General features: G+C 53.7%; 18 protein-coding genes. 16 read left to right on the top strand and 2 right to left on the bottom strand.

The window, feature by feature from the left end; all coding sequences use genetic code 11:
• Window positions 1-51: 51 nt before the first annotated feature.
• Complete coding sequence (gene kup, locus INF86_RS12740; protein WP_006808744.1) at window positions 52-1,920, bottom strand: low affinity potassium transporter Kup; 1,869 nt, start codon at window positions 1,918-1,920, stop codon at window positions 52-54.
• A 222-nt stretch (window positions 1,921-2,142) separates the two neighbouring features.
• On the opposite strand from kup, the gene ravA reads away from it, so the two are divergent.
• Entirely contained in the window at window positions 2,143-3,639 is a 1,497-nt protein-coding gene (ravA, locus tag INF86_RS12735) for an ATPase RavA (protein WP_022649869.1), read from the top strand.
• Window positions 3,633-5,084, top strand: a complete 1,452-nt coding sequence (gene viaA, locus INF86_RS12730) for an ATPase RavA stimulator ViaA (protein ID WP_022649870.1) — start codon at window positions 3,633-3,635, stop codon at window positions 5,082-5,084. Before ravA ends, viaA begins: the two co-directional genes overlap by 7 nt.
• On the opposite strand, the gene asnA is transcribed toward viaA, so the two are convergent.
• Window positions 5,085-6,077: an aspartate--ammonia ligase gene (gene asnA, locus INF86_RS12725; protein WP_171936332.1), complete on the bottom strand. Its 993-nt coding sequence runs from the start codon at window positions 6,075-6,077 to the stop codon at window positions 5,085-5,087.
• 151 nt (window positions 6,078-6,228) lie between these two features.
• Here asnA and asnC point away from each other — a divergent pair, with 151 nt between their 5' ends.
• The 14 genes from asnC (at window position 6,229) to glmU (ending at window position 19,231) form a co-directional block, all read left to right on the top strand.
• Entirely contained in the window at window positions 6,229-6,687 is a 459-nt protein-coding gene (gene asnC / locus INF86_RS12720) for a transcriptional regulator AsnC (RefSeq protein ID WP_003862383.1), read from the top strand.
• A 90-nt stretch (window positions 6,688-6,777) separates the two neighbouring features.
• The gene (mioC, locus tag INF86_RS12715; RefSeq protein ID WP_154051790.1) at window positions 6,778-7,227 is read left to right on the top strand and encodes an FMN-binding protein MioC; all 450 of its coding nucleotides are present in this window, start codon (window positions 6,778-6,780) and stop codon (window positions 7,225-7,227) included.
• Between the two features lie 374 nt (window positions 7,228-7,601).
• Window positions 7,602-9,491, top strand: coding sequence for a tRNA uridine-5-carboxymethylaminomethyl(34) synthesis enzyme MnmG (mnmG, locus tag INF86_RS12710; protein ID WP_003862379.1), 1,890 nt, complete (start codon window positions 7,602-7,604; stop codon window positions 9,489-9,491).
• Window positions 9,492-9,598: 107 nt separating this feature from the next.
• Window positions 9,599-10,222: a 16S rRNA (guanine(527)-N(7))-methyltransferase RsmG gene (gene rsmG / locus INF86_RS12705; protein ID WP_022649872.1), complete on the top strand. Its 624-nt coding sequence runs from the start codon at window positions 9,599-9,601 to the stop codon at window positions 10,220-10,222.
• A 616-nt stretch (window positions 10,223-10,838) separates the two neighbouring features.
• Complete coding sequence (gene atpI / locus INF86_RS12700; RefSeq protein ID WP_003862375.1) at window positions 10,839-11,219, top strand: F0F1 ATP synthase subunit I; 381 nt, start codon at window positions 10,839-10,841, stop codon at window positions 11,217-11,219.
• A gap of 8 nt (window positions 11,220-11,227) precedes the next feature.
• Complete coding sequence (gene atpB / locus INF86_RS12695) at window positions 11,228-12,043, top strand: F0F1 ATP synthase subunit A (protein WP_022649873.1); 816 nt, start codon at window positions 11,228-11,230, stop codon at window positions 12,041-12,043.
• A 49-nt stretch (window positions 12,044-12,092) separates the two neighbouring features.
• A complete protein-coding gene (gene atpE / locus INF86_RS12690; RefSeq protein ID WP_000429386.1) occupies window positions 12,093-12,332 on the top strand; it encodes a F0F1 ATP synthase subunit C in 240 nt (79 codons plus the stop codon).
• A 48-nt stretch (window positions 12,333-12,380) separates the two neighbouring features.
• Window positions 12,381-12,851 (top strand): F0F1 ATP synthase subunit B, encoded by a 471-nt coding sequence (gene atpF, locus INF86_RS12685; RefSeq protein WP_003862370.1) that lies wholly within the window; start codon window positions 12,381-12,383, stop codon window positions 12,849-12,851.
• Between the two features lie 14 nt (window positions 12,852-12,865).
• Window positions 12,866-13,399, top strand: a complete 534-nt coding sequence (atpH, locus tag INF86_RS12680; RefSeq protein WP_003862369.1) for a F0F1 ATP synthase subunit delta — start codon at window positions 12,866-12,868, stop codon at window positions 13,397-13,399.
• 12 nt (window positions 13,400-13,411) lie between these two features.
• A complete protein-coding gene (gene atpA, locus INF86_RS12675; RefSeq protein ID WP_006808751.1) occupies window positions 13,412-14,953 on the top strand; it encodes a F0F1 ATP synthase subunit alpha in 1,542 nt (513 codons plus the stop codon).
• A gap of 51 nt (window positions 14,954-15,004) precedes the next feature.
• Window positions 15,005-15,868: a F0F1 ATP synthase subunit gamma gene (gene atpG, locus INF86_RS12670; RefSeq protein WP_003862364.1), complete on the top strand. Its 864-nt coding sequence runs from the start codon at window positions 15,005-15,007 to the stop codon at window positions 15,866-15,868.
• Between the two features lie 31 nt (window positions 15,869-15,899).
• Window positions 15,900-17,282 (top strand): F0F1 ATP synthase subunit beta, encoded by a 1,383-nt coding sequence (atpD, locus tag INF86_RS12665; protein ID WP_003862362.1) that lies wholly within the window; start codon window positions 15,900-15,902, stop codon window positions 17,280-17,282.
• A 20-nt stretch (window positions 17,283-17,302) separates the two neighbouring features.
• Window positions 17,303-17,722 carry a F0F1 ATP synthase subunit epsilon gene (locus tag INF86_RS12660; protein WP_006177560.1) on the top strand — a complete coding sequence of 140 codons (420 nt, stop codon included), beginning with the start codon at window positions 17,303-17,305 and terminating at the stop codon, window positions 17,720-17,722.
• Between the two features lie 138 nt (window positions 17,723-17,860).
• Window positions 17,861-19,231, top strand: coding sequence for a bifunctional UDP-N-acetylglucosamine diphosphorylase/glucosamine-1-phosphate N-acetyltransferase GlmU (gene glmU / locus INF86_RS12655; RefSeq protein ID WP_063137912.1), 1,371 nt, complete (start codon window positions 17,861-17,863; stop codon window positions 19,229-19,231).
• The last annotated feature ends 177 nt before the right edge of the window (window positions 19,232-19,408 follow it).

The following is a 19,408-nucleotide window of genomic DNA, read 5'->3' as shown; positions in this document are numbered from 1 at the left end:
CTCAGCCCTGTGGGAGAGGGGCTGGGTGAGGGCATCAGGCCGCACTGAGAATTAAATCTCGACCTGCGTCCCCAGCTCAATCACGCGATTGGGCGGGATCTCAAACTGGTCAGGCGCACGCAGGGCGTTACGTTGCAGGATGAGATACAGCTTGCCGCGCAGGCGCAGATACCATGGGCGCTTGCCGATGATCAGCGACTCGTGGGACATAAAGAACGATGTCTCCATCATGCGGCAACTCAGCCCTTCCAGACCGCAGCGGTGGAATACCTCTTCCACGTTCGGCGTTTCGCGCCAGCCGTAGCTTGCCACCACGCGCCAGAAGGTTGGCGACAGCTGCTCAATCTGTACGCGTCGCACGTTGTGAACATACGGCGCATCTTCGGTACGCAGCGTCAGCAGGATCACGCGCTCGTGCAGCACTTTGTTGTGCTTAAGGTTATGCATCAGCGCAAACGGGATCACGTTCAGCGCACGAGACATATACACCGCCGTGCCCGGCACTCGCACCGGCGGGGATTTCTCCAGCGAGGCGATCATCGCCTCCAGAGAATTACCGTGCTCATGCATACGACGCAGCAGGCGGAAACGTTCGCTCTTCCACGTCGTCATCACGATGAACATCACCAGACCCAGCGTCAGCGGCAGCCAGCCACCGGAGACAATCTTGTCGAGGTTCGCAGAGAACAGCGGCACGTCGATGCAGAGGAAACCAACCAGGATCAGCCCCACGAGGAACTTATTCCAGTGCCAGTTACGGTACGCCACGGTGGTAGAGAGAATAGAGGTCAACACCATCGTTCCGGTCACCGCGATACCGTACGCCGCCGCCAGGTTACTGGAGTGCTCGAAGCTGACGATAACAATCACCACCGCGAAATAGAGCAGCCAGTTGACGAACGGAATGTAGATCTGGCCTGACTCCATCTCAGAGGTATGGATAATGCGCATCGGCGAGAGATACCCCAGACGCACGGCCTGACGCGTCAGGGAGAATACGCCGGAAATAACAGCCTGAGAGGCAATGACCGTCGCCAGCGTCGCCAGGATCAGCATCGGAACCAGCGCCCAGTCCGGCGCCAGCAGGAAGAACGGGTTTTTAATCGCTTCAGGATGGGCAAGCAGCAGCGCGCCCTGGCCGAAGTAATTCAGCACCAGTGAAGGCAGAACAACGCTAAACCAGGCGACGCGAATTGGGAGTTTCCCGAAGTGGCCCATATCTGCATACAGCGCTTCAACACCGGTAATGGAAAGCACTACCGCGCCCAGCGCCACAAACGACACCACTTTATATTCCAGGAAGAAATGCACCGCCCACATTGGGTTCAGCGCGTGCAGGACATCCGGGTTGGCAATAATACTGCGTAAGCCCAGCGCCGCCAGGATCAGGAACCAGGCCAGCATAATAGGCGCGAACAGCTTACCCACCAGCCCGGTACCGTGTTTTTGTATAGCAAACAGCAACGTCAGCACGATAATAGCGAGTGGCACCACCCACGTATCAAGCTGAGGCGCGACAATCTCCAGCCCCTCTATGGCCGACATCACCGAAATCGCTGGCGTAATCACGACTTCCCCATAGAAGAAGCTGCCGCCAATCAGGCCAATGATGACCAGCACGGAGGTCATTCTTGCAGACGTATTGCGCCCAGCAAGGGACATCAGGGTCAGAATACCGCCCTCGCCCGCGTTATCAGCCCGCATAACGAAAGAGAGATACTTAAGGGAGACCACCAGGATCAGCAGCCAGAAGATGAGCGAGAGGAAACCAAATACGGCGTCACGCTCTACACCAAAACCAAACTGACCGGACAAACATTCACGAAGCGTATAAAGCGGGCTGGTGCCGATATCACCGTAGACAACCCCGATCGCTGCAAGCGTTACTGCAGGTAATGATTGCTTATTATCAGTGCTCATAGACTAGTCTTTTCGTTTGAATAACAAATGTGTGCTTAGTCCCTTGGCCCACAAAAAGCGCACAGTATGCACGATTCAATGCAAAATCGTACCCCTAAATGCAGCCGCATTAATGTAGCGCAAAGAAAATAGCGCCGCACTTCAGCCTATTACCAGGCCAGACCGAAACGTCTATACTCGCTTCAATTAGCCGCCACGACGGCGAAAGGATGCAAAACTATTATGGCTCACTCACATTTATTAGCAGAAAGAATTTCCCGCCTCAGCAGTGCGCTGGAGAAAGGCCTTTACGAGCGTAGCCACGCCATTCGCCTCTGTTTACTGGCGGCGCTGAGCGGGGAAAGCGTGTTTCTGCTGGGTCCGCCGGGCATTGCCAAAAGTCTGATCGCACGCCGCCTCAAATTCGCTTTCCAGAACGCTCGCGCATTCGAGTATTTGATGACGCGCTTCTCCACGCCGGAAGAAGTTTTCGGCCCGCTCTCCATTCAGGCGTTAAAAGATGAGGGACGCTATGAACGTCTGACGGCGGGCTATCTCCCGGAAGCGGAAATCGTCTTTCTTGATGAGATCTGGAAAGCCGGCCCGGCCATTCTGAATACCCTGCTGACGGCAATCAACGAACGCCGCTTCCGCAACGGCGCGAGCGAAGAGAAGATCCCCATGCGGTTGCTGGTGGCCGCGTCTAACGAACTTCCCGAAGCCGACAGCAGCCTTGAAGCGCTGTATGACCGCATGCTGATCCGCCTGTGGCTGGATAAAGTCCAGGACAAATCGAACTTCCGCTCAATGCTGGTAAGCCAGCAGGACGAAAACGAAAATCCGGTGGCACCATCATTACAGGTCACGGACGAAGAGTATGACCAGTGGCAGGAAGAGATAGGCAAAATTAAGCTGCCCGATGCCGTCTTTGAGCTGATCTTCATGCTGCGCCAGCAGCTTGATTTATTGCCCTCCGCGCCGTACGTCTCCGACCGTCGCTGGAAAAAAGCCATTCGTCTGCTTCAGGCAAGCGCCCTGTTCAGCGGCCGCGATGCTGTCGCCCCCATCGATCTGATCCTGCTGAAAGACTGTCTGTGGCACGACGCAGAAGGGATGAATTTGATGCAGCAGCAGCTGGACGTTTTGATGACCGGGCACGCGTGGGGTCAGCAATCCATGCTTAATCAACTGGGGGCGATTGCCCAACGTCGTCTTCAGCTTCAGCAGCAGCAAAGTGACAAAACCGCGCTGAAGGTGAACCGTCTTGGCGGGATGTTTGCCCGTAAACCGCACTATGAACTGCCAGCCGAACTGACTGACGCCTCGCTCACACTTCTTCTTCAGCAGCCGCTGAAGCTTCATGATATGCAGGTGGTGCACGTGACGATCGAACGCGTTGCGCTGGTTCAGTGGCTGGATAAGGGCGGCGAGATCCGCGGTAAACTCAACGGTATCGGCTTTGCACAGCCGCTGTCGATGGAAGTCGACAGCAGCCAGCACCTTGTGATCCGCGACGTCAGCCTTCAGGGATCGCGCCTGGCGCTGCCGGGCACGGCCTCTGACAGTCTTCCGGAGGAGATCAAACAGCAGCTCGAAGCGCTGGATAACGAATGGCATCAGCAGCACACGCGCTTCAGCGAGCAGCAGAAATGCCTCTTTATCCATAGCGACTGGTTAGGTCGCATTGAAGCCAGCTTGCAGGATGTCAGCGCGCAGATTAAACAGGCGCGTCAATGCTAACGCTGGACACGCTTAACGTCATGCTGGCGGTTAGCGAGGAAGGGTTGATCGAAGAGGTCGTCATTACCCTGCTCGCTTCACCGCAGCTGGCGGCCTTCTTTGAAAAATTTCCGAAGCTCAGAAAAGCAATGACGGACGATCTTCCCCGCTGGCGCGATAACCTGCGCCAGCGGTTTAAGGAGACGGAAGTCCCGCCGGAACTGACAGAGGAAGTGGCTGGTTACCAGCAGTGCCAGCGGCTTTCAACGCCGCAGTTTATTGCCCAGCTACAGCAAACCCTGACGCTGCTAGATAACGTTCACTCCCCGTTTGCCAGCCAGGCCAGAGCGCTGGTCACGGACAACCCCAGCTTTACTCCCGCCCTGCATACGCTGTTTTTACAGCGCTGGCGGCTCAGTCTTGTCGTTCAGGCCACCTCTCTCAACCAGCAGTTGCTGGACGAAGAGCGCGAACAGCTGTTAAGCGAAGTTCAGGAGCGGATGACGTTAAGCGGCCAGCTAGAACAGGTGCTGGTGGAGAATGAAAACGCCGCCGGTCGACTCTGGGATATGAGTGCCGGTCAGTTAAAACGTGGCGATTATCAGTTGATCGTGAAGTACGGCGACTTTCTGGCACAACAGCCGGAGCTGATGAAGCTTGCAGAACAGCTTGGTCGATCCCGGGAGGCCAGGTCAATTCCAAAGAAAGATGCGCCGATGGAAACCTTTCGTACGCTGGTACGCGAGCCCTCCACCGTACCGGAGCAGGTGGACGGCTTACAGCAAAGCGATGATATCCTGCGCCTGTTGCCTACGGAACTCAGCACGCTGGGAATGACCGAACTGGAGTATGAGTTTTATCGCCGTCTGGTGGAAAAACAGCTTCTTACCTATCGGTTGCATGGCGAAGCCTGGCGCGAAAAAATCAGCCAGCGCCCGGTGGTGCATCAGGACTTTGATGAGCAACCGCGCGGTCCATTCATTGTTTGCGTAGATACGTCCGGATCGATGGGGGGATTTAATGAGCAGTGTGCAAAAGCGTTCTGCCTGGCTCTGATGCGCGTGGCGCTCGCCGATCGTCGTCGCTGCTACATCATGTTATTTTCCAGCGAAGTGGTGGGGTATGAACTGACCAGCCCACAGGGGCTGGAGCAGGCGATCCGCTTTTTAAGCCAGCGCTTTCGCGGCGGCACCGATCTGGCCAGCTGTTTTCGCAGCATCATTGAGCGCATGCAGGGCGGAGACTGGTACGACGCGGATGCGGTGGTGATTTCCGATTTTATTGCCCAGCGGCTGCCCGACGACGTCGTGAATAAAGTGAAGGAGATGCAGCGCGTGCATCAGCACCGCTTCCATGCCGTGGCGATGTCTGCACATGGAAAACCCGGCATCATGCGCATCTTCGATCACATCTGGCGCTTTGATACCGGGTTGCGTAGCCGCCTGCTCAGACGCTGGCGACGTTAATTAAAGAAGAGAACCGACGCTCTCACGTACCTGCTGCGGCCAGACCCCACACTGTACCTGACCGATATGGGACAGTTGCAACAGCAGCATGGTCAGACGAGACTGGCCAATACCACCGCCGATGGTCTGCGGCATTTCACCGCGCAGCAGCGCCTGGTGCCATTCCAGTTGCAGACGATCTTCATCACCGGTCACGGCCAGCTGACGCTTCAGTGCTTCAGCATCCACGCGGATCCCCATCGAAGAGAGTTCAAACGCATCTTCCAGAACCGGGTTCCAGACCAGAATATCGCCGTTCAGACCGGCATATTCGCTCTCGCCCACGGTGCTCCAGTCATCGTAATCCGGCGCACGGACGTCGTGACGTTTACCATCAGACAATTTCCCGCCAATGCCGATCAGGAATACCGCGCCCAGCTCTTTGGCGATCGCGCGTTCACGGCCTTTGGCATCCAGATCCGGGAAACGGCTCAGCAACTCCTGACTGTAAACAAAGCGGATCGTTTCCGGCAGGAACGGTGCCAGACCAAACTCTTTGCTCACGGCCGCTTCGGTCGCTTTGATCCCGGCGTAGATCGCCTCAACGGTAGATTTCAGCGTACCGACGTGACGCTCGCCGTCACCCATTACGCGCTCCCAGTCCCACTGGTCAACGTAGACAGAGTGAATGGGGGAGAGGCGGTCTTCATCGGGGCGAAGGGCTTTCATATGCGTGTAAAGCCCTTCGCCCGCGCTGAAGTCGTGTTGTCCCAGGGTTTGACGCTTCCACTTCGCCAGGGAATGAACCACTTCGAACTGGGCGTCTGGCAGTGTTTTCACTTTTACCTGTACCGCTTTTTCGCAACCAGACAAGTTATCCTGCGTCCCGTCACCCACGCGGCTCAGAATCGGCGCCTGCACTTCAATAAGGCCAAGCTTCTCTTCCAGCTGGCGAGAAAAATGGGATTTAACGAAACTGATCTGGCGTTGTTTTGCGATGTAAGCGGTTTTCATTATTTATACTCCTGCGTCCTGTTGATACTGATTAAGCAACAGAACAGGCGCTTAATTCAATAACCCATCAACAAAAAGCCACCTTCACTTTTGATTCGTTAAAATAAGACGCTAGAATAGAAGGAATCATTAATCTTCATAAGAAAAACCTATGGAAAATTATCAGATCGACAATCTGGACCGCGGCATTCTGGAAGCGCTCATGGCCAACGCACGCACCGCGTATGCCGAACTGGCGAAACAATTTGGCGTCAGCCCGGGGACCATTCACGTTCGCGTAGAGAAAATGAAGCAGGCCGGGATCATCACCGGCGCACGCATTGATGTCAGCCCGAAGCAACTCGGCTACGACGTCTGCTGCTTCATTGGCATTATTCTGAAAAGCGCCAAAGATTACCCCTCCGCGCTGGAGAAGCTGAACGCGCTGGATGAAGTCACTGAGGCGTACTACACCACCGGGCACTACAGCATCTTTATAAAGGTCATGTGCCGATCCATCGACGCTCTCCAGCAGGTACTTATCAACAAGATCCAAACAATCGATGAAATTCAGTCCACCGAAACCCTGATCTCCCTGCAAAACCCGATCATGCGTACTATCCGCCCGTGATCGGGCAATTTCATTCCCACATTTTCCACAGGTAGATCCCAGCTCGTTCACAGCGTACAATGACCGCCTCTTTATCTGAGCGAGCGATCAATGGCGGACATTACTCTTATCAGCGGCAGCACCCTGGGCGGTGCGGAATATGTAGCGGAACATCTGGCTGAGAAGCTGGAAGACGCGGGCTTTTCTACACAAACGCTGCACGGACCGCTGCTGGAAGATCTCCCGACTGACGGGGTCTGGCTGCTGATCACCTCCACGCACGGCGCGGGCGATCTGCCGGATAACCTGCAACCTTTATATGACGAACTGCTGGAACAACAGCCCGATCTGGCAAACGTCCGGTTTGGCGCTGTAGGGATCGGCAGCCGTGAATATGACACTTTCTGTGGCGCCATAGAGAAAGTAGAAGCTGCGGTGACCGCCTGCGGAGCAAAACAGCTGGGTGAAACACTGAAGATCAACATCCTCGATCATGATATTCCCGAAGATCCAGCCGAGATCTGGCTCGTGGAATGGAAAAATTTACTCAAAAACGATTAAAGATCGCGCGATCAGATGTGGATAACTCTGGTTAAAAGCTCGTATTAACCCGTAGTTATCCAAAGAACAACGTTAGTTTAGTTTTTGACCTGTGTATAAAGTGGCGATCTGATCCCAGCTTATACGGTCCAGGATCACCGTTCATTCACAGCAAACGATCCTTCCTAACTGCATGATCTTATTTATGGGATCGGACTTATCCACAAAGGTCTGCGATCCTAATAAGAGATCACAATAGAACAGATCTCTAAATAAAAAGATCTTCTTTTTAATAGCCCAGGATCCCAATGCTTTCTCGAAAGACTAAAGTTGAGTAGAATCCACGGCCCGGGCTTCAATCCATTTTCATACCGCTTTACGCGAGGCAGACCACCATGTTTTATCAGGATCCTTTTGACGTCATCATCATTGGCGGGGGTCACGCAGGCACTGAGGCCGCAATGGCCGCAGCGCGAATGGGTCAGCAGACCCTGCTTTTGACACACAATATCGACACGCTGGGACAAATGTCCTGTAATCCGGCGATTGGCGGCATTGGGAAAGGACACCTGGTAAAAGAAGTGGATGCACTTGGCGGCCTGATGGCGAAAGCGATCGATCATGCGGGCATTCAGTTTAGGATACTAAACGCGAGTAAAGGTCCGGCTGTTCGCGCCACCCGTGCACAGGCAGACCGCGTGCTTTACCGTCAGGCTGTGCGCACAGCGCTGGAAAACCAACCGAACCTGATGATCTTCCAGCAGGCTGTAGAAGATCTTATCGTGGAAAACGATCGTGTTGTTGGCGCCGTGACCCAGATGGGTCTCAAGTTCCGCGCAAAAGCGGTGGTGCTGACGGTCGGGACATTCCTGGACGGTAAAATCCATATTGGTCTGGACAACTACAGCGGTGGCCGTGCGGGCGATCCGCCGTCGATTCCGCTGTCTCGTCGTCTGCGTGAGCTGCCGCTGCGCGTAAGCCGCCTGAAAACCGGTACGCCGCCGCGAATTGATGCGCGTACCATTGATTTCAGCGTACTGGCACAGCAGCACGGTGATAACCCGATGCCGGTATTCTCGTTCATGGGCAATGCGGCGCAACATCCGCAGCAGGTGCCGTGCTACATCACGCACACCAATGAAAAAACCCATGACGTGATCCGCAATAACCTCGATCGCAGCCCAATGTACGCCGGCGTGATCGAAGGGATCGGCCCACGTTATTGCCCGTCGATCGAAGATAAAGTGATGCGCTTTGCCGATCGTAACCAGCATCAGATCTTCCTCGAACCTGAAGGGCTGACCTCGAACGAAATTTACCCGAACGGCATCTCCACCAGCCTGCCGTTCGACGTGCAGATGCAGATTGTGCGTTCAATGCAGGGGATGGAAAACGCGAAGATCGTTCGTCCTGGCTACGCTATTGAGTACGATTTCTTCGATCCGCGTGACCTGAAGCCGACGCTGGAAAGCAAATTCATCCAGGGTCTGTTCTTCGCAGGCCAGATTAACGGCACCACCGGGTACGAAGAAGCTGCCGCACAAGGGCTGCTGGCCGGTCTGAACGCCGCTCGCTTCTCTGCCGAGAAAGAGGGCTGGGCACCAGCGCGTTCTCAGGCTTACCTGGGTGTTCTGGTCGACGATCTCTGCACGCTGGGGACCAAAGAACCGTACCGCATGTTTACTTCTCGTGCGGAATATCGCCTGATGCTGCGCGAAGACAATGCCGATCTGCGTCTGACCGAGGTGGGCCGCGAATTGGGTCTGGTGGATGACGAACGCTGGGCGCGCTTCAACGAGAAGCTAGAGCGTATCGAACAGGAACGCCAGCGCCTGAAAACCACCTGGGTGAATCCGCAGGCGGAAACTGCTGCTGAAGTGAACGCTCACTTAACTGCGCCGCTTTCGCGCGAAGCCAGTGGTGAAGATCTGCTGCGCCGTCCTGAAGTCACCTACGAGAATCTGGTCAAACTGACCGCGTTCGCACCGGGCCTTGAAGACGCTGAAGCGGCTGAACAGGTCGAGATTCAGGTGAAATACGAAGGTTACATCGCGCGTCAGCAGGATGAGATCGAAAAACAGCAGCGCAACGAAAATACGCTGCTGCCGGAAATGCTGGACTATCGTCAGGTGACGGGGCTTTCCAACGAAGTGATCGCTAAGCTGAACGATCACAAACCTGTGTCGATTGGCCAAGCCTCACGTATCTCCGGTGTCACACCTGCCGCGATTTCGATTCTGCTGGTGTGGCTGAAAAAGCAGGGTATGCTGCGCCGCAGCGCGTAATTAACATTGCTTTTGGCGGGTGGCGCTTCGCTTACCCGCCCTACTTAATCGTAGGCCCGGTAAGCGGCAGTGCCACCGGGCGAAAAATCTCTCAACAGGTATCCACCGTGCTCAATAAACTCTCTCGTCTGCTGGAACAGGCAGGTATTTCGCTCACCGATCACCAGAAAAATCAGCTGGTGGCCTATGTCGATATGCTGAACAAATGGAATAAAGCGTACAACCTCACCTCCGTACGCGATCCCAACGAGATGCTGATTCGCCATATTCTCGATAGCATCGTTGTGGCGCCGTATCTTACCGGTGAACGTTTTATCGACGTGGGCACCGGTCCGGGCTTGCCGGGCGTTCCGTTGTCTATTGTTCGACCGGAGAGTCATTTCACGCTGCTGGACAGTCTGGGCAAGCGCGTACGCTTTTTACGACAGGTTCAGCATGAGCTGAAGCTGGAAAACATCACGCCCGTGCAGAGCAGGGTAGAGGAGTTCCCGGCAGAGCCACCGTTTGACGGCGTTATCAGCCGCGCGTTTGCCTCACTCAATGACATGGTGAGCTGGTGCAAACACCTGCCGGCGGATAAGGGCCGTTTTTATGCGCTGAAAGGGCAACTTCCGGGGGACGAAATAGAGCAGCTTCCGGACGGTTTTGCAGTGGAATCCATTGAAAAACTCCAGATCCCTCAGCTCGAAGGTGAGCGTCATCTGGTGATAATTAAGCCAAACACATTTTAAAAAATTAATAAAAAATGTGGAATTTGTGCTGTTCTGATGGTGTTAAAAAGCAGCACATCCAGTCTGATTTGGCCGTAGTTAATTTAACCTTGTTGTCACCATGGATTTTCTTATGGTTAACCTGAAGTGATTCGTTCACCCTGAAGATAGTCAACCATGAAAATATCAGCCTGCTAAAAATGGGTAAAGGCAACAAGAATGAGATGTTAAATATTTATTAAGAATGTCAATAAAAGGTTTTTGTTGTATACGGCTCTGTTTTAAAAATAGTTGCGATTTTTTTGCTTTAATTTCAATCGGATGAAATAAATCGTTTTACGTCTTTGATAAATACCACTTTATCGCAAATGTGTATTTTGTGATCTCGTGCACGCTTTATCACCAACGTTTCCGCGCTGTTTGCAGTTTTGCCTGAAGGTTGGCACTGAGTTCAAAAGTTGAAAAATAGGACTGGGGAAAAATATTTAAACATTTATTCACCTTTTCGCTACTTAATGTTTGAAATCACGGGTACGCACCGTATAATTTGACCGCTTTTTGATGCTTGACTCTGAGCCTTAAAGGACGTTTTATACGACACGCGGCATACCTCGAAGGGAGCAGGAGTAAAAACGTGATGTCTGTGTCGCTCTTGAGTAGAAACGTTGCTCGTAAGCTTCTGTTCATTCAGTTTCTGGCTGTGATAGCAAGTGGACTGCTGTTTAGCCTCAAAGACCCCTTCTGGGGCATCTCCGCCGCGTGCGGAGGTTTGGCGGTGGTTCTGCCAAACGTGTTGTTTATGATTTTTGCCTGGCGTCATCAGGCGCATACACCCGCCAAAGGCCGCGTGGCCTGGTCCTTCGCTCTCGGCGAAGTGTGTAAGGTGTTGCTGACCTTTGCTCTACTGGTGATGGCGCTGGCGGTTTTGAAAGTGGTATTCATGCCGCTGATAGCAACGTGGGTTTTGGTGCTGGTGGTACAAGTTCTGGCTCCAGCTGTAATCAATAACAAAGGGTAAAAGGCATCATGGCTTCAGAAAATATGACGCCGCAGGATTACATAGGTCACCATCTGAATAACCTTCAGCTGGACCTGCGTACATTCTCGCTGGTGGATCCACATAACCCCCCGGCCACCTTCTGGACGATCAACATCGACTCCATGTTCTTCTCGGTGGTTTTGGGTCTTCTGTTCCTGGCCATGTTCCGCGGTGTTGCTAAACGAGCGACCAGCGGTGTTCCAGGGAAATTCCAGACGTTCATCGAGATGATCATCGGCTTCGTCCATGGCAGCGTCAAAGACATGTACCATGGTAAGAGCAAGCTGATTGCTCCGCTGGCCCTGACCGTGTTCGTTTGGGTCTTCCTGATGAACCTGATGGACCTTCTGCCTATCGATTTCCTGCCGTGGATCGGCGAGCATGTCTTCGGTCTGCCTGCCCTGCGCGTGGTTCCGTCTGCCGACGTGAACATCACCCTGTCGATGGCGCTGGGCGTATTTATCCTGATTCTTTTCTACAGCATCAAAATGAAAGGCGTAAGCGGCTTTGTGAAAGAGCTTACCTTGCAGCCGTTCAACCACTGGGCGTTTATTCCGGTCAACCTGATCCTGGAAGGCGTTAGCCTGCTGTCCAAACCTGTTTCACTGGGTCTGCGACTGTTCGGCAACATGTATGCGGGTGAGCTGATTTTCATTCTGATCGCGGGTCTTCTGCCGTGGTGGTCACAGTGGATTCTGAATGTGCCATGGGCCATTTTCCACATCCTGATCATTACGCTGCAAGCCTTTATCTTCATGGTTCTGACGATCGTCTATCTGTCGATGGCGTCTGAAGAGCACTGATTTTTTACCAACACTACTACGTTTTAATTGAAACAAACTGGAGACTGTCATGGAAAACCTGAATATGGATCTGCTGTACATGGCTGCCGCTGTGATGATGGGTCTGGCGGCTATCGGTGCTGCGATCGGTATCGGCATCCTCGGGGGCAAATTCCTGGAAGGCGCAGCGCGTCAACCTGATCTGATTCCTCTGCTGCGTACTCAGTTCTTTATCGTTATGGGTCTGGTGGATGCAATCCCAATGATCGCTGTAGGTCTGGGTCTGTACGTGATGTTTGCTGTCGCGTAGTAGTTGTTTTAAAACCCCAAGCCACAGAAATTTAAGAGGTATTGTGCTGTGAACATGAACGCAACAATCCTCGGCCAGGCCATCGCGTTTATTCTCTTTGTCTGGTTCTGCATGAAGTATGTATGGCCGCCTTTAATGGCTGCCATCGAAAAACGTCAGAAAGAAATTGCTGACGGTCTGGCTTCCGCAGAACGCGCTAAGAAAGATTTGGACCTTGCACAGGCCAACGCGACAGACCAGCTGAAAAAAGCGAAAGCTGAAGCTCAGGTAATCATTGAACAGGCTAACAAACGCCGTTCTCAGATCCTGGACGAAGCCAAAGCTGAAGCAGAACAGGAACGTACTAAGATCGTGACACAGGCTCAGGCTGAAATTGAAGCTGAGCGTAAACGTGCTCGTGAAGAACTGCGTAAGCAGGTTGCGATTCTGGCTGTTGCTGGCGCCGAGAAGATCATCGAACGTTCCGTGGATGAAGCTGCTAACAGCGACATCGTGGACAAACTTGTCGCTGAACTGTAAGGAGGGAGGGGCTGATGTCTGAATTTGTTACGGTAGCTCGCCCCTACGCCAAAGCAGCTTTTGACTTTGCTGTCGAACACCAAAATGTCGATCGCTGGCAGAATATGCTGGCGTTTGCCGCTGAGGTGACGAAAAACGAACAAATGGCCGAGTTGCTTTCTGGTGCGTTAGCGCCTGAAACCCTCGCCGCGTCGTTTATCGCCGTGTGCGGAGAGCAACTGGATGCCAACGGCCAGAACCTGATTAAGGTGATGGCGGAAAATGGTCGTCTCCGTGTGCTCCCGGATGTTCTCGAGCAGTTTGAGCACTTACGTGCCCTTAGTGAAGCTACCGCTGAAGTTGAAGTAACTTCCGCGACTGAACTGAGTGATGAACAGCTTGCGAAAATCACCGCCGCGATGGAAAAACGTCTGTCACGCAAAGTTAAGCTGAATTGCAAAATCGATAAGTCTGTAATGGCAGGCGTAATCATCCGTTCGGGTGATATGGTCATTGATGGCAGCGTACGCGGCCGTCTTGAGCGCCTTGCAGACGTCTTGCAGTCTTAAGGGGACTGGAGCATGCAACTGAATTCCACCGAAATCAGCGAACTGATCAAGCAGCGCATTGCTCAGTTCAGTGTTGTGAGTGAAGCTCACAACGAAGGTACTATTGTTTCTGTAAGTGACGGTGTTATCCGCATCCACGGCCTGGCCGATTGTATGCAGGGTGAGATGATTTCCCTGCCGGGTAACCGTTACGCTATCGCACTGAACCTGGAGCGCGACTCCGTAGGTGCCGTTGTGATGGGTCCATACGCTGACCTTGCCGAAGGCATGAAGGTTAAGTGTACTGGCCGTATTCTGGAAGTGCCGGTTGGCCGTGGCCTGCTGGGTCGCGTTGTTAACACCCTGGGTGCGCCAATCGACGGTAAAGGTCCGGTTGAGCACGATGGCTTCTCCCCAATCGAAGTTATCGCACCAGGCGTTATCGACCGTCAGTCCGTTGATCAGCCAGTGCAGACGGGTTATAAGTCCGTTGATGCCATGATCCCAATCGGTCGTGGTCAGCGTGAACTGATCATCGGTGACCGTCAGACCGGTAAAACCGCGATGGCAATTGACGCCATCATCAACCAGCGTGATTCCGGCATCAAATGTGTGTACGTGGCTATCGGCCAGAAAGCGTCCACCATTTCCAACGTGGTTCGTAAACTGGAAGAGCACGGCGCACTGTCTAACACCATCGTTGTGGTAGCTACCGCGTCTGAATCTGCTGCACTGCAATACCTGGCACCATACGCTGGTTGCGCAATGGGCGAATACTTCCGTGACCGCGGTGAAGATGCGCTGATCGTATACGATGACCTGTCTAAACAGGCTGTTGCTTATCGTCAGGTTTCCCTGCTGCTCCGTCGTCCACCAGGACGTGAAGCATTCCCGGGCGACGTATTCTACCTCCACTCTCGTCTGCTGGAGCGTGCTTCCCGCGTTAACGCGGAATACGTCGAGAACTTCACCAAAGGTGAAGTGAAGGGTAAAACAGGTTCTCTGACCGCTCTGCCGATCATTGAAACCCAGGCGGGTGACGTTTCTGCGTTCGTTCCGACCAACGTAATCTCCATTACCGATGGTCAGATCTTCCTGGAAACCAACCTGTTTAACTCCGGTATTCGTCCGGCGGTTAACCCGGGTATCTCCGTATCCCGTGTGGGTGGTGCTGCTCAGACCAAGATCATCAAGAAACTGTCCGGTGGTATCCGTACCGCGCTGGCACAGTATCGTGAACTGGCTGCGTTCTCTCAGTTCGCATCCGATCTGGACGAAGCAACCCGTAAACAGCTGAGCCACGGTCAGAAAGTGACCGAGCTGCTGAAGCAGAAACAGTACGCGCCAATGTCTGTTGCTCAGCAGGGCCTGGTACTGTTCGCGGCTGAACGCGGTTACCTCGAAGATGTGGAACTGGCGAAAATCGGTAGCTTCGAAGCCGCTCTGCTGGCTTACGTCGACCGTGATCACGCTCCGCTGATGCAAGAGATCAACCAGACCGGTGGCTATAACGACGAAATCGAAGGCAAGCTGAAAGCTATCCTCGATTCCTTCAAAGCAACCCAATCCTGGTAATCGTCCGGCGGCTTGTCTCAGGACAAGCCGTCTGGCATTGAGGAGAAGCTCATGGCCGGCGCAAAAGAGATACGTAGTAAGATCGCAAGCGTCCAGAACACGCAAAAGATCACTAAAGCGATGGAGATGGTCGCCGCTTCCAAAATGCGTAAATCGCAGGATCGCATGGCGGCCAGCCGTCCTTATGCAGAGACCATGCGCAAAGTGATTGGTCACCTTGCAAACGGTAATCTGGAATATAAGCACCCTTACCTGGAAGAACGCGACGTTAAGCGCGTGGGCTACCTGGTGGTGTCGACTGACCGTGGTCTGTGTGGCGGCTTGAACATTAACCTGTTCAAAAAACTGCTGGCGGATATGAAAGGCTGGTCCGATAAAGGCGTTCAGTGCGATCTGGCACTGATTGGCTCTAAAGGCGTCTCTTTCTTTAACTCCGTTGGTGGCAACATTGTCGCTCAGGTGACCGGTATGGGTGATAACCCGTCCCTGTCCGAACTGATCGGCCCGGTTAAAGTGATGTTGCAGGCCTACGATGAAGGCCGTCTGGACAGACTGTACGTTGTCAGCAACAAATTTATTAACACCATGTCTCAGGTGCCTACGCTCACTCAGATGCTGCCGTTACCGGCATCAGAAGATGACGAGCTGAAACAGAAAGCCTGGGATTACCTGTATGAACCCGATCCGAAACCGCTGCTGGATACCCTGCTGCGTCGTTACGTTGAATCTCAGGTTTATCAGGGCGTTGTAGAAAACCTGGCCAGCGAGCAGGCCGCACGAATGGTGGCGATGAAAGCCGCGACCGATAATGGCGGCAGCCTGATTAAAGAGCTGCAGTTGGTTTACAACAAAGCTCGTCAGGCCAGCATTACTCAGGAACTCACCGAGATCGTCTCGGGGGCCGCCGCGGTTTAACCAGGTTTACGAATTACGTAGAGGATTCAAGATGGCTACTGGAAAGATTGTCCAGGTAATCGGCGCCGTGGTGGACGTCGAGTTCCCTCAGGACGCCGTACCACGCGTGTACGACGCGCTTGAGGTACAAAATGGTAACGAGAGCCTGGTGCTGGAAGTTCAGCAGCAGCTCGGCGGCGGTATCGTGCGTACCATCGCCATGGGTTCTTCCGACGGTCTGCGTCGTGGTCTGGAAGTGAAAGACCTTGAGCACCCGATCGAAGTCCCGGTAGGTAAAGCAACACTGGGTCGTATCATGAACGTATTGGGTCAACCAATCGACATGAAAGGCGACATCGGTGAAGAAGAGCGTTGGGCTATCCACCGCGCGGCACCTTCCTACGAAGAGCTGTCCAGCTCTCAGGAACTGCTGGAAACCGGCATCAAAGTTATCGACCTGATGTGCCCGTTCGCGAAGGGCGGTAAAGTTGGTCTGTTCGGTGGTGCGGGTGTAGGTAAAACCGTAAACATGATGGAGCTGATCCGTAACATCGCGATCGAGCACTCCGGTTACTCCGTGTTTGCGGGTGTTGGTGAACGTACTCGTGAGGGTAACGACTTCTACCACGAAATGACCGACTCCAACGTTCTGGATAAAGTATCCCTGGTTTACGGCCAGATGAACGAGCCACCAGGAAACCGTCTGCGCGTTGCGCTGACTGGCCTGACGATGGCTGAGAAGTTCCGTGACGAAGGCCGTGACGTTCTGCTGTTCGTTGATAACATCTACCGTTACACCCTGGCCGGTACTGAAGTATCTGCACTGCTGGGTCGTATGCCTTCAGCGGTAGGTTATCAGCCTACGCTTGCGGAAGAGATGGGTGTTCTTCAGGAACGTATCACCTCTACCAAAACTGGTTCTATCACCTCCGTTCAGGCGGTATACGTACCTGCGGATGACTTGACTGACCCATCTCCAGCCACCACCTTTGCTCACTTAGATGCAACCGTGGTACTGAGCCGTCAGATCGCGTCTCTGGGTATCTACCCGGCCGTTGACCCGCTGGACTCTACCAGCCGTCAGCTGGATCCACTGGTTGTTGGCCAGGAACACTACGACACCGCGCGTGGCGTACAGTCCCTGCTGCAACGTTACCAGGAACTGAAAGACATCATCGCCATCCTGGGTATGGATGAACTGTCTGAAGAAGACAAACTGGTGGTAGCACGTGCGCGTAAGATCCAGCGCTTCCTGTCCCAGCCGTTCTTCGTTGCGGAAGTATTCACCGGTTCTCCAGGTAAATACGTTTCCCTGAAAGACACCATCCGTGGCTTTAAAGGCATCATGGAAGGCGAATACGATCACCTGCCAGAGCAGGCGTTCTACATGGTTGGTTCCATCGAAGAAGCCGTGGAAAAAGCCAAAAAACTTTAACGCCTTAATCGGAGGGTGATATGGCAATGACTTACCACCTGGACGTCGTCAGCGCAGAGCAACAAATGTTCTCTGGTCTGGTCGAGAAAATCCAGGTAACGGGTAGTGAAGGTGAACTGGGTATTTTCCCGGGTCACGCACCGCTGCTCACCGCCATTAAGCCTGGTATGATCCGCATCGTTAAACAGTTCGGTCATGAAGAGTTTATCTATCTGTCCGGCGGCATTCTTGAAGTGCAGCCAGGCAGTGTGACCGTTCTGGCCGATACCGCTATTCGTGGCCAGGATCTCGACGAAGCGCGAGCCCTGGAATCGAAGCGTAAGGCTGAAGAGCACATTAGCAGCTCTCATGGTGACGTGGATTACGCTCAGGCGTCTGCGGAGCTGGCCAAAGCGATCGCGAAACTGCGCGTTATCGAGTTGACCAAAAAAGCGATGTAACACCGGCTTGAAAAGCACAAAAGCCAGTCTGGATCCCAGGCTGGCTTTTTTTTTCGGCCTTAATTCATGATGAAAAAGATGTAGAATTTTAAGCATCAAACGTTTTTACTTCTCACACAAACTACCGTCAGGATGCGTATGTTAAACAGTGCGATGAGCGTGGTGATCCTTGCTGCAGGCAAAGGTACCCGCATGTATTCCGATCTGCCTAAAGTGCTCCACACACTGGCAGGAAAGCCAATGGTGCAGCATGTTATTGATGCAGCTAATGAATTAGGCGCCAGCCAGGTGCATCTGGTTTATGGACATGGCGGCGATCTGCTGAAAAAAACGCTGCGTGACGACAATCTCAACTGGGTGCTACAGGCAGAACAGCTGGGTACGGGTCATGCAATGCAGCAGGCTGCACCCTTCTTCGCTGATGATGAAGACATCCTGATGCTCTACGGCGACGTCCCGCTGATCTCCGTTGAAACCCTCACTCGCCTGCGTGAAGCCAAACCGCAGGGTGGCATTGGGTTGTTAACCGTCGTGCTGGACGATCCAACCGGCTATGGCCGCATTACGCGTGAAAACGGCAAGGTAACCGGGATTGTTGAGCATAAAGATGCCACTGACGAACAGCGTCAGATTCAGGAGATCAACACCGGCATCCTGATTGCGAACGGTGCGGATATGAAGCGCTGGCTGTCCAGACTCAATAATAACAACGCGCAGGGTGAATACTACATCACCGACATCATTGCGATGGCGTACCAGGAAGGGCGTGAGATTGCCGCCGTTCATCCGGCGCGTATCAGCGAAACGGACGGCGTAAACAACCGTCTACAGCTGTCACGCCTGGAGCGTATTTACCAGTCCGAGCAGGCAGAAAAACTGTTGCTGGCGGGCGTGATGCTGCGCGATCCGGCGCGTTTCGATCTGCGTGGCACGCTGACTCACGGGCGCGACGTTGAAATAGATACTAACGTTATCCTGGAAGGTAACGTCACGCTGGGCAACCGCGTCAAAATCGGCACCGGCTGTGTGATTAAAAACAGCGTGATCGGTGACGACTGCGAAATCAGCCCGTACAGCGTGGTAGAAGATGCGCGTCTGGATTCCGCCTGTACCATCGGCCCGTTTGCGCGTCTGCGCCCGGGCGCTGAGCTGCTGGAAGGCGCTCATGTAGGTAACTTCGTGGAAATGAAAAAAGCACGTCTCGGTAAAGGCTCGAAAGCCGGTCATCTGACCTATCTGGGCGATGCGGAAATTGGCGACAACGTAAACATCGGTGCAGGGACGATTACCTGTAACTATGACGGTGCCAATAAGTTTAAAACCATCATCGGTGATGACGTGTTTGTAGGTTCCGATACCCAGCTGGTGGCGCCTGTTACCGTGGGCAAAGGCGTGACCATTGCCGCCGGGACAACCGTTACGCGCGATGTGGCCGAGAACGAGCTGGTGTTAAGCCGCGTTCCGCAGGTCAGTAAGCAGGGCTGGAAACGCCCGGTGAAGAAAAAGTAACGACAATATACACCCCTCACCCTGACCCTCTCCCCATAGGGGAGAGGGGAACTGAATGGTGCGGTTTTCACCCTCTCCCCTATGGGGAGAGGGCTGGGGTGAGGGGATAACATAATCCTCCCCCCACCAGCAGTACCCATAAAAATAACCCCACTCTCTACAAGGCTCGGGGTGCCC

Source organism: Enterobacter cloacae complex sp. I1M, from assembly GCF_014982425.1.
Lineage (GTDB): Bacteria > Pseudomonadota > Gammaproteobacteria > Enterobacterales > Enterobacteriaceae > Enterobacter > Enterobacter intestinihominis.
This window is presented reverse-complemented; position numbering and strand designations above follow the sequence as displayed.

What these genes read in the sequence shown, in the direction of transcription:
- kup (WP_006808744.1), bottom strand. Translation starts at nt 1,920, where the DNA reads ATGAGCACTGATAATAAGCAATCATTACCTGCAGTAACGCTTGCAGCG.
- ravA (WP_022649869.1), top strand. Translation starts at nt 2,143, where the DNA reads ATGGCTCACTCACATTTATTAGCAGAAAGAATTTCCCGCCTCAGCAGT.
- viaA (WP_022649870.1), top strand. Translation starts at nt 3,633, where the DNA reads ATGCTAACGCTGGACACGCTTAACGTCATGCTGGCGGTTAGCGAGGAA.
- asnA (WP_171936332.1), bottom strand. Translation starts at nt 6,077, where the DNA reads ATGAAAACCGCTTACATCGCAAAACAACGCCAGATCAGTTTCGTTAAA.
- asnC (WP_003862383.1), top strand. Translation starts at nt 6,229, where the DNA reads ATGGAAAATTATCAGATCGACAATCTGGACCGCGGCATTCTGGAAGCG.
- mioC (WP_154051790.1), top strand. Translation starts at nt 6,778, where the DNA reads ATGGCGGACATTACTCTTATCAGCGGCAGCACCCTGGGCGGTGCGGAA.
- mnmG (WP_003862379.1), top strand. Translation starts at nt 7,602, where the DNA reads ATGTTTTATCAGGATCCTTTTGACGTCATCATCATTGGCGGGGGTCAC.
- atpI (WP_003862375.1), top strand. Translation starts at nt 10,839, where the DNA reads ATGTCTGTGTCGCTCTTGAGTAGAAACGTTGCTCGTAAGCTTCTGTTC.
- atpB (WP_022649873.1), top strand. Translation starts at nt 11,228, where the DNA reads ATGGCTTCAGAAAATATGACGCCGCAGGATTACATAGGTCACCATCTG.
- atpE (WP_000429386.1), top strand. Translation starts at nt 12,093, where the DNA reads ATGGAAAACCTGAATATGGATCTGCTGTACATGGCTGCCGCTGTGATG.
- atpH (WP_003862369.1), top strand. Translation starts at nt 12,866, where the DNA reads ATGTCTGAATTTGTTACGGTAGCTCGCCCCTACGCCAAAGCAGCTTTT.
- atpA (WP_006808751.1), top strand. Translation starts at nt 13,412, where the DNA reads ATGCAACTGAATTCCACCGAAATCAGCGAACTGATCAAGCAGCGCATT.
- atpG (WP_003862364.1), top strand. Translation starts at nt 15,005, where the DNA reads ATGGCCGGCGCAAAAGAGATACGTAGTAAGATCGCAAGCGTCCAGAAC.
- atpD (WP_003862362.1), top strand. Translation starts at nt 15,900, where the DNA reads ATGGCTACTGGAAAGATTGTCCAGGTAATCGGCGCCGTGGTGGACGTC.
- INF86_RS12660 (WP_006177560.1), top strand. Translation starts at nt 17,303, where the DNA reads ATGGCAATGACTTACCACCTGGACGTCGTCAGCGCAGAGCAACAAATG.
- glmU (WP_063137912.1), top strand. Translation starts at nt 17,861, where the DNA reads ATGTTAAACAGTGCGATGAGCGTGGTGATCCTTGCTGCAGGCAAAGGT.